Raw genomic sequence first — 16,121 nt, 5'->3', positions numbered from 1 at the left:
ATATTTTCCAAATGCAACTCACCGACCAAAATACATTTACACTGCAAGGCATTAATCCAGTACAGCTTCTGGAACAATACGGAAGTCCGCTTTATGTTTACGACGGAGCCACGATCCGCCGGAAAGTGAACGAACTTCAGCATGCTTTTTCCGGCATCAACATGAAAATCAAATACGCGTGCAAGGCCAATACGAACTTGTCCGTTTTGAAACTGATGCGCAGCATCGGCGTGGAACTGGATGCAGTTTCTCCCGGCGAACTGGAAATGGGAAAACTGGCCGGTTACAGCGGAAACCAGATTACTTTTACGCCAAGCGGTGTTCCTTTTGAGGAAGTGAAAGCTGCCGTTGAAGCAGGCTCAATCGTGAATATCGACAGCATTCCGCTGCTGGAATGGTTTGGAAAAACGTACGGAAACACAAAGCCCTGCATGATCCGTATCAAACCAAATGTAGCAGCCGGCGGAAATATAAAAATCATGACGGCACATGCAGATTCCAAATTCGGCATTTCTGTTCTGCTGCTGGACAGAATTAAGGAAGTAGTTGCGAAATATGATATTAAAATCATTGGTTTGCACCAGCATACCGGTTCTGATATCAAAGATGCGGAGCCGTTTCTACAGGTAGCCGACATTCTTTTTGAAGCCGCAAAGCAATTTCCGGATCTGGAAATCCTTGATCTGGGCGGCGGGTTCAAAGTTTCTTATTTGCCCGGAGATGCGGTGACGGATATGGAGTTGCTGGGAAACAAGATTTCGGAGCGATTTAAAACATTCTGCAACGAATACGGAAGGGAATTACAGCTCTGGTTTGAGCCGGGCAAGTTTCTGGTTAGCGAAGCCGGTTATCTGCTTGTGAAAACAACGGTTGTGAAAGAAGATCCGGCGCGCAATTTCGTGCATGTGGATTCGGGTCTCAATCATTTGATACGGCCGATGATGTACGGTTCTTATCATCATATTCTGAATTTGTCCAATCCTGCTGGCGAATCAAAGCCCTATAACGTTGTAGGCTACATTTGTGAAACGGACACTTTTGCCACAGACCGCAACCTGCCGGAAGTTCGTCCGGGCGATGTGCTGGCTTTCCTGAATGCGGGCGCATACGGGCTCACCATGAGCTCCAATTACAACACCCGCCTTCGTCCTGCTGAAATCCTGATTGACAATGGTGCAGCCAAACTTGTGAGAAGACGTGAAACTTTGGAAGATTTGCTGAGAACCCAGATTGAAATATAGATCATTCTTAAAAGCAAAGATTGCCGTCCGTAACTTTCACGGTCTGGCTCAGAGATTTTAACAAACCAAGCTTCCATTGCTGATTTCCATTCAGTGATGGAAGTTTTGTTTTATGGCAATCCTGACTTCAACACATAAGAACAACCCCGAAAAACGGCCATTTTGTCTTACAATTTCAAAAAAATCCTGAAATAACGTCAAAATTTCCGATTCTTGGCTGCGGCACACCATTTTTGATTAATCATACAGAATCAAAATGAAATGAACGCCATGAATTTTAACCAATATACGATCAAGGCGCAGGAAATTATACAGCATGCTGCGCAGATGGCTCAGGGCAATCAGCAGCAAGCCATTGAAACCGGCCATGTACTGAAAGCCATTCTGGAAGAAGATCCGAACACCTCGCTTTTTCTTCTTAACCGATTAAATATCAGCCCGGAAATATTAAACAGCAGACTTCAGAAAATTCTGGACGGTTATCCGCGTGTGAGTGGCGGCCAGCCTTATCTTGGAAATGACATGGCTGCTGCAAGTGGAAAGGCACAGCATTACCTGAAAGAATTCGGAGACGAATTCGTAAGCATTGAACTTCTTTTGCTGGGCATTCTCAGCGGAAAAGATTCCACAGCCAGCCTGATGAAAGAAGTCGGCTTTAAAGAAAAAGAACTGATTAATGCAATCAAGGAACTTAGAGGAAAAAACAACCCCGTGAAAGATCAGAACGCAGAAGCTAAATACCGCTCTCTGGAGCGTTACAGCAAAAACTTAAACGAACTGGCAAAAGCCGGCAAAATTGATCCGGTAATTGGCAGGGACGAAGAAATCCGGCGTGTGCTTCAGATCCTGAGCCGCCGTACCAAGAACAACCCTATTCTGCTGGGCGAGCCCGGCGTGGGTAAAACAGCAATCGTGGAAGGACTTGCCCAGCGCATTGTACAGGGCGACGTTCCTGAAAACCTCAAATCAAAAATCATTGTATCGCTGGATATGGGCCTTCTTATTGCCGGGGCCAAGTACAAAGGGGAATTTGAGGAACGACTGAAAGCCGTTATCAAGGAAGTGACGGATTCTGAAGGCGAAATCGTCCTTTTCATTGACGAGATCCATACGCTGATCGGTGCCGGCGGAGGCGGAGAAAGTGCCATGGATGCCGCCAACTTGCTGAAACCTGCGCTTGCACGCGGCGAACTGCATGCGATCGGCGCCACTACGCTGAAAGAATATCAGAAGTACATGGAAAAAGACAAAGCGCTTGAACGTCGTTTTCAGGCGGTTATGGTCGATGAACCGAATATTCCGGATGCGATCAGCATTCTGCGCGGTATCAAGGAAAAATACGAACTTCATCATGGTGTAAGGATTCAGGACGATGCGGTGATTGCGGCCGTTGAACTTTCCAACCGGTACATCAGTGACCGCTTTTTACCCGATAAAGCCATTGATTTAATGGACGAAGCCGCTTCCAAGCTCCGCCTTGAAATGGACAGCGTGCCCGAGGAACTGGACGAACTGAACCGCCGGATCATGCAGCTGGAAATTGAAAGAGAAGCCATCCGCCGTGAAAATAACAAGGATAAGGAAACAGTCCTGAACAAGGAAATAGCTGACCTGAGCGAAGAACGCAATACGCTGAAAGCGCAATGGGAAAATGAAAAAGGAAAAGTCAACGAAGTGCGTACGCTGAAAGAACAAAGCGAACAACTGCGTCTGGAAGCGGAACAGGCCGAGCGTGCCGGAGATTTTGGAAAAGTAGCTGAAATCAGATATGGCCGGATTCCGGAGGTACAAAGCAAACTGGCTGAACTTCAGAAATCCGAAAACGCGGAAAGTCTGATGCAGGAAGAAATTACGCCCGAAGACATTGCGGAGGTGGTTGCAAAATGGACCGGAATTCCGGTAAGCAAAATGCTTCAGAGCGACAGGGAAAAATTACTGCAGCTGGAAAGTCATTTGCACCAGCGCGTTGCCGGACAGGATGAAGCTATTGAAGTAGTATCTGACGCCGTTCGCAGAAGTCGTGCCGGCTTGCAGGATGCAAAACGACCGATCGGCAGTTTCCTTTTTCTTGGCCCAACAGGTGTCGGTAAAACCGAACTTGCAAAAACGCTTGCGGAATACCTCTTTAATGACGAAAACGCAATGGTCCGGATTGATATGAGCGAATATCAGGAACGTCATGCAGTAAGTCGTCTGGTGGGAGCGCCTCCGGGATATGTTGGTTACGACGAAGGCGGCCAGCTAACCGAAGCCGTCAGAAGAAAACCTTACAGTGTGATTTTGCTGGACGAGATTGAAAAAGCGCATCCGGACGTCTGGAATATTCTTCTGCAGGTGCTGGATGAAGGCCGTCTGACGGACAACAAAGGCCGTGTTGCCAATTTCAAAAACACGATCATTATCATGACGTCCAACATCGGCAGCCATATTATTCAGGAAAAATTTGCAGAAGATGAAGGCTGGAACCGTACGCTGATCATTGAAGAAGCCAAAAAGGCCGTTCTTGACTTGCTGAAAGCGTCGGTAAGACCGGAATTCCTGAACCGGATCGATGAGATTGTATTGTTCGAACCGCTGACTATCAAGAATATTCGCAAAATTGTGGATATCCAGTTCAAGGGAATTCAGAAAGTATTGCAGGAGCAGGGAATTACGCTGGACGCTACGGATGAAGCACTTGCCAAGCTGGGTGAAGACGGTTTTGATCCGGCATTCGGCGCACGTCCGCTGAAACGTGTTCTGCAGAGAAGAATCCTGAACGAGTTATCCAAAGGCATTCTGAGCGGTCAGGTTGCCAAAGATGCAGTGATTATGATGGAACTGAATGCAGCCGGCGATCTGGTATTTGACAATGTCGGCAATGTAGAAATCTGATTCACGGAATAATTATAAACAAAAAGAGCGGCCATATGGCCGCTCTTTTTGTTTATGTAAAAATAAACCAATTCTACACGTGTCTACACGTGTGTTCGCAACGCTACACTTCGTACCAAAGCATTTTTGAATAAAGACATTATTCAAATTGGCATAATTTTTGTACAACTATTTGTTCAAATAATCTAACCGGTGCATCTGCATAAAACCCGTGGAACAGTCACTAAATTTATTCAAAGTTGCAATTCTGGTTGCGGATGGATTTGAGCAGGTCGAAATGACTTGTCCCAGAAAAATCCTAAATCAGTGCGGGGCCACAACCCACCTCATCTCACCCAGTAAAAACAGAGTAAGGGGATGGAGTCATCTGGACTGGGGCGAAAGGTACAAGGTAGACGTTCCACTGGAACTGGCCCGTGCGGAATATTACGATGCCCTTTTGCTACCCGGCGGCATCATGGGAGCAGATGCTTTACGGATCAACAAGAAGGCAATTGCTTTTGTCAGATCTTTTTTTGCTTCAGGAAAACCCGTAGCTGCAATTTGTCATGGCCCGCAGGTCCTGATCGATGCAGATGTTGTAATTGGCCGTACTTTAACTTCCTGTACTTCTATAAAACATGATCTGGAAAATGCAGGCGCCATTTGGCTGGATCAGGAAGTAGTTACGAATAACGGACTGATTACGAGCCGAACTACGGACGATCTTTCGGCCTTTACGAATACCATGATCAAGGAATTCAACCTTGAACTACATCATTAGAAAACCGGTTTTTATCGTTGTAAGTTACAGAAGCATCTTTAATCAGGATGCTTTTTTGTTTTTGATCCCGGCTAAAATTCCAATCTTTACCGCAAATTCAACCATACGATTTCTCCATGCCTCTTGTCTCGCTTCAGAATGTCTCAGCGCGTAAATACGATTCCAATGTACTTTCCGGTATCAACTGGGAAATCGCACCCGGACAGAACTGGGCGATCATCGGTCCAAACGGTTCGGGCAAAACAACGCTCCTGGAAATAATAGCCGGAAAGTGGCCGGTAGCAAAAGGGCAGATCAGTTATGGCTGGAATACTCCGCTTCGTGAGGCCATTGAGCTGGCTTCCAACGATTACTCGCTGAACCGTATTGTAAGTGCCGGCGCTGAATACTACCAGCAGCGGTTTCACGCTTATGAAGCGGAACGTGCACCGACAGTAAGGGCCATTCTAACGGATCAGCTCAAACCGGTCGGTACTGTTAATGAAAATTCGGTAAAACTGGAACCTTCTAAAGTAAGCAATGAGGAACTGGATGAAATAAGCGCGCTTTTATCGATCACCCATTTGCTGGATCATCCGTTTGTAACGCTTTCCAATGGCGAGACGCGCAGAATGCTTCTGGCCAAATCGCTATTGAAAAAGCCCAGAATACTTATGCTCGACAATGCGTTCAGCGGGCTGGATGTTCATTCCAGAGAAGTACTGCGCAATGCATTAAGCGAACTTGCCAAATCCGGCGTAACGATCATCATGGCCACAACGGCTTCCGAAATCCCGTCCTGCATTACCCATGTGCTGGAACTGCATAAAGGCCGGATCAAAACTCTGTCTGATATCAAGGATTTCGAATCCAAGTCAGAGCAGAATACAACGCATCCAAAACCCGATCCGCAGCAGCTTGCCCGATTCGGCAATCCTGAATTTACGGATTTCAAATTTGCGATTGATCTGCGGAACATCACAGTACGTTATCATGATCAGCTTATTCTGGACCATGTAAGCTGGAAAATCGCAAAAGGGGAAAAATGGGCTTTGTCCGGAGCAAACGGTTCCGGAAAATCTACTTTGCTCAGCATCATTACTGCCGATAACCCGCAGCGCTTTGCCAATGATTTCGACCTTTTTGACCATAAAAGAGGCGGCATCGGCGCATCGATCTGGGATATCAAACAAAAAATCGGACATGTTTCTCCGGAACTGCACCTTTACTTTCCAAGAAATACAACCGTTTTCAAAACCATTGCATCCGGCTTCTTTGACGCAACCGGCGTATTTTTCAAGAAACTGACGGAGGCGCAGCTTGTAAGAGTCCGGGAAGTTGCGGAGCTTTTACACGTTCATCATTTTATAGAAAAAGACTTTTCGCAGCTTTCAAAAGGTCATCAGCGCATGGTTTTGCTGGCGAGGGCTCTGGTAAAAAATCCGCCTTTGCTCATTCTCGACGAACCTTGCCAAGGCCTGGATTCGGAAGCTGTTGACTATTTCAAATCCGTTGTAAATGCGGTTTGCGATACGCCTGAGCGGACATTGATTTACGTTTCACATTATCAGGCAGAAATTCCGGAATGCGTAAAGCATTTTCTAAGGCTGGACAAGGGAAAGGTTATGAATCAAATGTAAATGCCGGCTACTTTTTCTTTTCTGCGGCAAACCCGTTTTTAAGGTTCATGACGATCGACAAGGAACTGCTTCCGAAACCCGGAACGTATTGCGCACGGCCGTAACCGACCTCAAACATTTTAATCCTCAGCCACATGCCAAAAGAAAAACCGGCAAGTGCGGCTTTGTTCGTCAGCCGCAGTTCCTGTCTTCTTAAATGATCATAGCCGAGCAGAATTCTGAAATTGGGATGCAATAATGCCTCGGCACCCAGTGAAAGATGCCGCCCGAGCTTTTCAGCAATGCCGACCTTTCTGGGAAGTTTATTGCCGTTGATATCATAAGTATAAAACAGAGCGGGATCATTATAAACCATATCAAATTTATTAAGATGATGCGCAGTAAGCGAAACGCGGACCGGCATGTATTGCGGCTTGAAAGTCAGTCCGGCCCGGATGTCGAGCGGCAGTACAGGGTCATTCGCGCTGATGTAATTCTGTTTCAGAAATCCCATGTTTTTTACCACAAACCCGAAAGTCAGTTCCTGACGCGGATGCCGGAAAACCCCGCCCCAGTCCAGCGCCATTCCCCAGATCTGATACGCTTCAACGGAAGCACCTGCAAATTTGGCAGTTCCGCCCAAAGTAAACGCACCGATTGTATGCCCGTAACCAGCCGAAATTCCGTAATCGGCCGCGCGGAACTCTCCGATCACATTGCCGATGTCGTCGGTCTCCTGCATGGTTCCATAATTCAGATACTGAATCCCGACTGCCCACGTTCCGGCCGTTTTTCCGGCTTGCCTGGCATAAGCCGTATTTACAAACTTGGTATCCGCAAGATACGGCATCAGGTTAACGGAAGCATGATCGGATTTGGAAGAATCGAGCAAGGCAGGGTTTTGCATGAAAAGCGCGGGATCATTGCCGGGAACCGTAAGATGTGTTGCGCCCAAAGCGACATTCCGGGCTTGTGCCGGCAGTTGCAAAAAATCCAGTTTGTTTCTTCCGCCGGTGGATTGCGCCCGCACCATTCCGCTGAAAGCGTATAAATATCCTGTCAGCAAGTAAACGCACAATCCGATCTTCCTCATAAGAATACAATAATTTCCCGAATCAGTAAAAATGACGCTATATTTATAACCTGTTCAATAACAAATGTAACTATATCGGCCGTATTACATGGAACCCGTATCTGCAGCAGCTTCAAAAAAGGAATTACTGGATCATAAAAACGCAGAAGCCCAATTGGGCGGTGGTGAAAAAAGGATTAAAGCGCAGCATGAAAAAGGAAAACTAACGGCACGTGAAAGGATTCTGGTTCTGGTAGATGAAGGCACTTTTGAAGAAATAGGCAAGTTCGTAATGCACCGCAGCCACGATTTCGGTCTGGAAAAAGAACATTATCTCGGCGATGGCGTAGTTACTGGTTACGGCAAAATAAACGGACGTGTTGTCTATATTTTTGCGCAGGATTTTACCGTTTTCGGCGGTTCGCTTTCTGAAACGCACGCCGAGAAAATATGCCGGATTATGGACCTGGCCATGAAAAACGGCGCACCCGTGATCGGGCTCAATGATTCCGGCGGCGCAAGAATTCAGGAAGGCGTGCTTTCGCTGGCAGGCTATGCCGATATTTTTTACAAAAACACGCTGGCATCCGGTGTTATACCGCAGATTTCGGCTGTAATGGGCCCGTGCGCGGGCGGTGCCGTATATTCTCCTGCCATTACGGATTTTATTCTGATGGTTGAAAATACAAGTTACATGTTTGTAACCGGACCGAATGTTGTAAAAACCGTTACACATGAAGAAGTAACTTCCGAGGAGCTGGGCGGCGCCATGACGCACGCTACGAAATCCGGCATAACGCATTTTGTTTCGCCCAATGAAGTGGAATGCCTGCTTGCGATTAAAAAACTGCTGAGCTACATGCCTCAAAACTGCGAAGATGACGCGCCGCGGCTGCCTTATACGCCCGGAAATGAGTCCAGACCGGCTTTAAATTCCATTATCCCCGACAATGCCAATCAGCCTTATGATATGCGGGAAGTAATCGTGGAGTTATCGGATGCAAACAGCTTTTTTGAAGTACATCAGCATTTTGCGGAAAACATTGTCGTCGGTTTTTCAAGGATTGCCGGCAGAAGCATCGGGATCATTGCCAACCAGCCTGCTGTGCTCGCCGGGGTGCTGGATATTCATGCAAGCCAGAAAGCGGCGCGGTTTGTACGTTTCTGCGATAGTTTCAACATTCCGTTGCTCGTACTGGAAGACGTTCCCGGCTTCTTGCCCGGAACCGATCAGGAATGGAACGGCATTATTACCAACGGTGCCAAATTGCTCTATGCTTTTTGCGAAGCTACAGTCCCGCGCATTACGGTCATTACCCGGAAAGCGTATGGCGGCGCTTACGACGTGATGAACTCCAAGCACATTGGAGCGGACATGAATTTTGCATGGCCAAGTGCCGAAATTGCCGTTATGGGCGCAAGCGGTGCGGCTGAAATCATTTTTAAAAGAGAAATCGCGAAAGCCGAAAACCCGGAAGAAAAATTGCAGGAAAAAATTCAGGAATATACCGACAAGTTTGCCAATCCTTACCGCGCAGCCTACCGCGGCTACATTGATGAAATCATTTATCCGGAACAAACGCGTGAAAAACTGATTCGGGCATACGAAATGCTGGAAAACAAAGTGGATGTATTACCCAGAAAAAAACACGGCAATATTCCGCTGTAAATCACAATGACAATCCAAACAAAGGCCGCAGAACATTGTTTTGCAGGAATAGGAATGTTAAAGGAAAACTTGTTTCATTATAAAGTAATCGCGGATTAATGTTCTGCAGTATTACCCTTGCATTGCTACATTATAAATATTGTCCTAATTTCACGATCAGATTATCACAGTTTTACATTCCTAAATATCCTTAACTAATGAAAGAAAAGAAAGGCACCGATGCGTCCAGGAGAAACTTTATCAAAGGTTCGCTTGCCACGCTGGCCACTTTTTCCATCGTTCCGCGGCATGTGCTGGGCAAAGGCTTCATTGCCCCAAGCGATCAGCTTACAAAAGCCATTGTCGGTACCGGCTCCATGGGCCGCGGACACATTCCGTATGCAGGCACCAAAGTAGTTGCGCTCTGCGATGTGGATAAAAAGCATCTTGAGATTGCGGTCGGCATGGTGGACAAAGGCGTAAAAACTTTTTCCGACTACCGAGAAATCATTCAGCTTCCCGAAGTGGATATTGTGCACGTGGCAACACCGCCGCACTGGCACGGCATCATTGCAGCCGACGCAGCACGCGCCGGAAAAGATGTATGGTGCGAAAAACCGATGACCAGAACAATCGGTGAAGGAAAAAGACTCGTAGAAGCCGTTCAGCAGCATGGACGTATTTTCAGGCTGAATACGTGGTTTCGTTTTGAAGACAACTTTTACGGAATGAGAACGCCTGTAAAGCCTATTAAAAAGCTTGTTCAGAGCGGATTGCTTGGATGGCCGCTAAAAGTTACCGTTAGCAAGCATACGGGTTTTGACTGGAAATTTTACTGGGTTGGAAAAACCAACAATGTTCCGCAGCCGGTTCCTGCCGAGCTGGATTATGAAATGTGGCTCGGGCCTGCGCCTTACAAGCCGTACAGCGAACACCGTGTGCATCAGACTTTCCGAGGGTACTGGGATTATGACGGCGGCGGACTTGGCGATATGGGCCAGCATTACATTGACCCGATCCAGTATTTCCTGGGAAAAGACGATACCAGTCCGGTGAGCGTTGAAATTGATGCACCGCAGCAGCATACCGAAGCCGTAGGTACTTGGCGGAGAATTACTTACACATATGCAGACGGCTGTCAGATCGTGCTCGACGGCGAGGCAAAAGACGAAAACGTAGCCTACATTGAAGGCCCAAAAGGAAAGCTTTACCCGAATTTCAAATCGGACATTCCGGACCTTGAAAAAAAGCTGGCTGCATTTCCTGATCCCGAACCGCAGGTTACCGACTTTGTGGATGCCGTTAAAAACCGTAAAAAGTTTGCGCTCAATGAAGAAAACGGGCACCGTTCCTGTACAATCGTGAATATGGGACTGGCTGCCTTAAGGCTGGGCCGCTCGCTTAAATTTGATCCTGAAAAACAGGAGTTTATTGATGATGAAGGTGCAAATCGTCTGATTAATCAGCCTATGCGCGGGCCGTGGACTATTTAACAGAACAATGCCGATTCATCAGCATGCCTGTCACTCAGTTAAAAAATTAAATTTAAAAAAGCTAAATGCTAATAGCTAACAGCTAATAGCCAGTGCCAACCAGTAATAAAAATGAAAAAAACGATTTATACTTTCCTGGCCTTATGCCTGATGATGTCACAGGCATGGGCACAAACCGACAATGCACTGCAGACGAAAGTGAATGCGCTGCTTTCCAGATTTCCTTCCGAAGATCAAACGGCATTAAATAAAAACATGGAAGAGCTGGCCGGCCTCGGAAAGCCCGGATTGGTGCAGATTGCCTCCATGCTTACACCTCTTGGCAAAGGCGACAATACCAAAATCCAGTATGCGCTGGGCGGATTTACCTATTATGCCTCGCAGGCCGGAAAGGAAGCCTTACGCAAAAATGCCGCCGAAGCTTACGGCGAAGCATTGTCCAAAGTCAATGATCCGGACAGCAAAAATTTCCTGATTTACCAAATTCAGACCGTCGGAAAAGATGAATCCGTTGAGGTACTGAAAACCTATTTATCGGATGAGAGACTTTCCGGCCCGGCTTCCAGAGCATTGGCGCGCATCGGTTCGCCAGCTGCGGGTGCAGCTTTGATGCAGGCATTGAGCAATGCGTCCGGTTCAGCACAAATTTCCATTATCGAGGCACTTGGCGGCAGTCGTTACAAAGAAGCGGCAACAGCCATAGAAAAAACGGCAGCAAGCACGGATGTAAACCTTCGCAAAGTAAGCTTGTACGCGCTTTCAGAAATCGGCGCTCCTTCGTCGGAAGCGATTCTGGCCGGCGCTGCACAGAAAGCGGCTTACGGTTATGATGAAGCGGATGCCACCGCGGTTTACCTGAAATATCTGGCCAGACTTGCGGAAAACGGCAATGCACCTGCTGCCGAAAAAGCAGCTTTGGCACTGATTAAAAATACGCCCGATGCAAAGCAAAACGCAACCCGTTCCTCGGCGCTTAAAATCTATTCGGATATCAAAAAACGCGAATCCGTTCCGGTTTTGGTAACTGCATTGCAAAGTACCGATCCGGAGTACCGCGCAGCCGCATTGAAACTGGGCCAGAAATATACGATGGCCGACGGCACAACGCCTTGGCTGAACGCCATGAAAAAAGCAAAACCAGAAGTTCAGGCGGAAATCATTACAATGCTCGGACGTGCGGAATCCAAAGATGCTTTGCCGGTTATTCTGAAATCGTTAAGTTCAAAAGACAGCAAAGTAAAACTGGCGGCTATTTGGGCAGCAGGAAAAATCGGGCAGGAAAGCAGTCTGGCAAGCCTGATCCCGGTCTTGAAAAATGGCAATGCAGAAGAAATCAAAGCGGTAAAAAGCAGTTTGCTTACCATAAAAGGCAATGGCGTTGTGGATCAGCTTGCAGCGGCTTTGCCCGGCTTGCCGGCTACTGCGCAGCCCGCGGCCATCGAGGTACTTGCGGCAAGAGGCGCAGGCTCCAAACTGAATGTCGTTTCGGCACTGCTCAAAAGTCAGAATGCGGAGGTTAAAACAGCTGCTTACAATGCACTAAGTTCATTGGTAACAAGCAGTGATCTTCCGCAAATGTTTACATTGCTGAATGCAGGCAGCAGTCCTGAAGAAATTACGGCTGTTCAGAAAGCAGTAAGCGCAGGCATTAAAGGTTCGGGCGATGCGAATGCACAAAGCGACATGATCCTGAAACAAATGCAGGCTTCTCCGGCTGACAAACAATCCAATTATCTGGCGGTACTTGCCGGAATCGGCGGAAACAAAGCTTTGAATTCCGTGGTGTCAGCTTACAACAGCGGAGACGCCGTTTCTAAAAAAGCAGCTATCAATGCCTTGTCGGCATGGACGGACGCGAGCGCGGCAAATGAACTTTTGAAAATAGCGAAGCAAACCTCCAATTCGGATGACTTCAATGCCGCTTTGTCGGGCTATGTGGCTGCTGCTACCAAATCGACCAAAACGCCGGCCAATAAAGTGATTATGCTGCGTGAAGCAATGGACCTTACCAAAACGGATGCACAAAAGGAAATGATCCTGAAAGAACTTTCGAGATACAGAACGTTCAATGCATTGCTGTTTGCAGGAAAATACCTTGACAATCCGGCTACACAGCAGGCAGCGGCACAAGCCGTTATGAACATCGGACTTTCCAACAAGGATTTCTACAATGCGGAAATACGTAATCTGCTTACCAAAGCAGCTTCTTTGTTGAAAGGACAGGACAGTGAATACCAGCGGGAATCCATCCGCAAGCATCTGGCCGAGCTGCCGACCGACGAAGGATTTGTTTCATTGTTCAGCGGCAAAGACCTTTCGGGCTGGAAAGGATTGGTTGAAAACCCGATTGCCCGCAGCAAAATGAGCCCGGATACTTTGGCCGCCAAACAAAAGAAAGCCGATGAAGCTGCTCATAAAGACTGGTTTGCAAAAGACGGCGAACTCGTGTTTTCAGGCCACGGCGATAATCTTTGTACCGTAAAACAATACGGAGATTTTGAAATGTATGTGGACTGGAAAATCCAGAAAGACGGCGATGCGGGCATTTACCTGCGCGGAACGCCTCAGGTGCAGATCTGGGATACCTCGCGGGTAAGCGTAGGCGCGCAGGTGGGTTCCGGCGGGTTATACAACAATCAGACAAACCCGAGCAAGCCTTCCAAAGTAGCAGACAATGCCATTGGCGAATGGAACACTTTCCATATTACCATGATCGGTGACCGTGTTTCTGTGGATCTGAATGGTGAAAATGTAGTGGACAATGTGGTGCTGGAAAATTACTGGGACCGCAAGCTGCCAATTTTCGCAAAAGAACAGATCGAGTTACAGGCACATGGCAACCAGATCAATTACCGCGATATTTATGTTCGCGAAATCCCTCGTCCGGAACCGTTTGAACTGTCGGAGACAGAGAAAAAAGAAGGTTTTAAAGTACTTTTTGACGGAACGAATTTATTCAACTGGGTTGGTAACAAAACCGACTATTTTATCCAGAACGGCGAACTCGTCGTGGATCCGAAAAAAGGCGGAAAAGGAAATCTGTACACCAAAGACGAATACAGCGATTTTGATTTCCGGTTTGAATTCCAGCTTACACCCGGAGCCAATAACGGCTTGGGAATCAGAACACCGATGGAAGGGGACGCGGCTTACGTAGGAACTGAAATCCAGATTCTGGACAACGATGCGGATATTTACAAGGATCTGCATGAATATCAGTACCATGGCTCGGCATACGGCATTATTCCTGCAAAAAGAGGATTTCTGAAACCGCTCGGCGAATGGAACTATGAAGAAGTTCGCGTGCAGGGATCAAAAATCAGAGTTACCCTGAACGGCACGGTTATACTGGACGGCGATCTGGCGGAAGCCAGTAAAAACGGAACTGTGGATCACAAAGAACATCCGGGACTGAGCCGTACAAGCGGTTATCTCGGTTTTCTTGGACACGGCTCGCCGCTGAAATTCAGGAATATCCGGATCAATGACCTTTCAAAAAACATCGGAGCGCCGGTTGCTTCTTCCAAAAAGAAGAAGAAGAAATAACCTGTGGCTACAAACAGAAAAAAGCCTTGTCGATATCCGGCAAGGCTTTTTTGTTGGAATTTAGCAAAAATTTAAAATATACGGGCCGGTCACTATGGCCATTTTTATTTAGCTTTGATTTATTCATCAGAAATTTCTAATATAGAAAGTAAATTGGCCCGATTTAACCTTTGGTATGAATAACAGCAAACCAAAAGGAACTAACAGATCATTTATGAAAACAAATTACATTGCACTAACTGCATTATTGATTTCAGCGTTCTGCGGCAGCAATTTGCAGGCACAACATACACTTGCTAAAATATGGTCAACAGAAGCCACACTGCCCATTCCTGAATCGGTATTTTACAATGCGCAGGACAAACTGTTGTTTGTAGCGCAAATTGACGGTAAACCCGGCGAAAAAGATGGAAAAGGCGGTATTGCCAAAGTAGGCCTGGATGGTAAAATCATTGCTCAGGACTGGGTAACCGGCCTTAATGCGCCGAAAGGCATGGCCCGGCTGGGAAATAAGCTTTTTGTTGCGGATGTTTCAGAATTGGTTGAAATAGATATCAAAGCGGGTAAGATTTCAAAAAAGCATGAAGTGGAAGGCGCCAAATTCCTGAATGATGTAACGATTGACTCCAAAGGAAATATCTATGTCTCCGATACGGAAACCAAAAAAGTGCATCTGATCAAAGACGGAAAGATTTCCACTTATTTTGAAGACCTGACACGCCCGAACGGGTTGCTGGCAGTTGGGTCCGATTTATTAATTGCAGACAGCGGAACTTTGAAAAAGCTGAGTGCGTCTAAGCAGGTGACGGTCGTTGCGGAAGGAATGGATAAAAGTACAGACGGAATCGAGCAGGTTAAGCCGGGTGAATATATTGTTTCCTGCTGGGCAGGTGTGGTTTATTACGTAAAATCGGACGGAACAACCGAAAAGCTGCTGGATACCAGCGCAGACAGCATTAACTCTGCGGACATCGGCTACGACAGCGTGAAAAAAATTGTTTATGTTCCCACATTCATGAAAAACAGTGTTGTAGCATATCAACTAAAATAAATATATTTATAACCTAAAAATTAAACAAAAAACAGGCGTTTCCATGGACATTTTTGTTGGGAGTCTTTCTTTTAAGTTAAAGGAAAGCGAACTGCGTGAAGCTTTCGAGAAATTTGGTAAAGTGAGCTCCGCGAAAATTATCATTGACAAGATTACACGTCAAAGCAAAGGTTTCGGGTTTGTAGAAATGCCTGACGAAAGTGAGGCAAAGTTGGCTATTAGTGAATTGAACGGAGCAGAAATGTATGGAAGGCCGTTGGTAGTAAACGAATCACAGAAAAAAGAAGCAAGAGGTGATGCGGGCGCTCCCAGAGGAGAATTCAAAAGAGAAGGTTTTAACAGGCCACGGCCGGCTGGCGGAGAAGGCAGCAGTGCAGGAAACGACAGAAGCAGCAATGCCGGAAGTGACAGAAGCAGCAACGCAGAAACCGATAGAAGCAGCAACACTTACCGATCTGACAGAAGCAGCAGTACCGATGGCGGAAGCAGCTCCGGCGCAGGATTTGGCGGTGGATATGGAAGTGATAAAAGCTCAAACTCCGGCAGCAGCGACCGATACAGAGGAAACAACGACCGCGGATACAGCAGCGATAAAGGCGGATACGGAGGCGACAGAGGCGGATTTGGCGGAAGATCAAGGTCAGAAGACCGTTTCGGAAAAGGAGGAGAATCTAAAAAAGGAGGCGGCGGTTCCAAAAACTATATCAGAAGCCGTGATGAGGACGATGATGATGGCTGGTGAGATTATAAATCCATGGTATAATAAAAAAACCTGTAAACGTCAGTTATACAGGTTTTTTTATTGATTTGTTATATTCTTTCAAAAGCAGGAAAC

10 protein-coding genes are annotated in these 16,121 nt (G+C 46.9%); 9 read left to right on the top strand and 1 reads right to left on the bottom strand.

The genetic code is table 11. The features are described from left to right. Nucleotides 1-11: 11 nt before the first annotated feature. The 4 genes from lysA (at nucleotide 12) to FEM55_RS08815 (ending at nucleotide 6,497) form a co-directional block, all read left to right on the top strand. Entirely contained in the window at nucleotides 12-1,241 is a 1,230-nt protein-coding gene (lysA, locus tag FEM55_RS08830) for a diaminopimelate decarboxylase (protein WP_138280971.1), read from the top strand. A 270-nt stretch (nucleotides 1,242-1,511) separates the two neighbouring features. Beyond that, nucleotides 1,512-4,115, top strand: coding sequence for an ATP-dependent chaperone ClpB (gene clpB, locus FEM55_RS08825; protein ID WP_138280970.1), 2,604 nt, complete (start codon nucleotides 1,512-1,514; stop codon nucleotides 4,113-4,115). Nucleotides 4,116-4,326: 211 nt separating this feature from the next. Continuing rightward, a complete protein-coding gene (locus FEM55_RS08820; protein ID WP_138280969.1) occupies nucleotides 4,327-4,878 on the top strand; it encodes a type 1 glutamine amidotransferase domain-containing protein in 552 nt (183 codons plus the stop codon). 116 nt (nucleotides 4,879-4,994) lie between these two features. Continuing rightward, the gene (locus FEM55_RS08815) at nucleotides 4,995-6,497 is read left to right on the top strand and encodes an ATP-binding cassette domain-containing protein (protein ID WP_138280968.1); all 1,503 of its coding nucleotides are present in this window, start codon (nucleotides 4,995-4,997) and stop codon (nucleotides 6,495-6,497) included. Between the two features lie 7 nt (nucleotides 6,498-6,504). Here the strand turns inward: FEM55_RS08815 and porQ are convergent, their stop codons facing one another. Beyond that, nucleotides 6,505-7,569 carry a type IX secretion system protein PorQ gene (gene porQ, locus FEM55_RS08810; protein WP_138280967.1) on the bottom strand — a complete coding sequence of 355 codons (1,065 nt, stop codon included), beginning with the start codon at nucleotides 7,567-7,569 and terminating at the stop codon, nucleotides 6,505-6,507. 88 nt (nucleotides 7,570-7,657) lie between these two features. On the opposite strand from porQ, the gene FEM55_RS08805 reads away from it, so the two are divergent. From FEM55_RS08805 to rbp, 5 genes are all read left to right on the top strand, one after another. Then, nucleotides 7,658-9,217, top strand: coding sequence for an acyl-CoA carboxylase subunit beta (locus FEM55_RS08805; RefSeq protein ID WP_138280966.1), 1,560 nt, complete (start codon nucleotides 7,658-7,660; stop codon nucleotides 9,215-9,217). A 197-nt stretch (nucleotides 9,218-9,414) separates the two neighbouring features. Continuing rightward, nucleotides 9,415-10,689 (top strand): Gfo/Idh/MocA family oxidoreductase, encoded by a 1,275-nt coding sequence (locus FEM55_RS08800; RefSeq protein ID WP_138280965.1) that lies wholly within the window; start codon nucleotides 9,415-9,417, stop codon nucleotides 10,687-10,689. A 111-nt stretch (nucleotides 10,690-10,800) separates the two neighbouring features. After that, a complete protein-coding gene (locus FEM55_RS08795; protein ID WP_138280964.1) occupies nucleotides 10,801-14,235 on the top strand; it encodes a 3-keto-alpha-glucoside-1,2-lyase-like domain-containing protein in 3,435 nt (1,144 codons plus the stop codon). A 214-nt stretch (nucleotides 14,236-14,449) separates the two neighbouring features. Beyond that, nucleotides 14,450-15,286, top strand: coding sequence for a strictosidine synthase family protein (locus tag FEM55_RS08790; RefSeq protein ID WP_138280963.1), 837 nt, complete (start codon nucleotides 14,450-14,452; stop codon nucleotides 15,284-15,286). 43 nt (nucleotides 15,287-15,329) lie between these two features. After that, nucleotides 15,330-16,028: an RNA-binding regulator gene (rbp, locus tag FEM55_RS08785; protein WP_138280962.1), complete on the top strand. Its 699-nt coding sequence runs from the start codon at nucleotides 15,330-15,332 to the stop codon at nucleotides 16,026-16,028. Nucleotides 16,029-16,121 lie beyond the last annotated feature (93 nt).

The sequence above is a fragment of the Dyadobacter sediminis genome, from assembly GCF_005860765.1.
In the GTDB taxonomy this organism is placed as follows: domain Bacteria; phylum Bacteroidota; class Bacteroidia; order Cytophagales; family Spirosomataceae; genus Dyadobacter; species Dyadobacter sediminis.
This window is presented reverse-complemented; position numbering and strand designations above follow the sequence as displayed.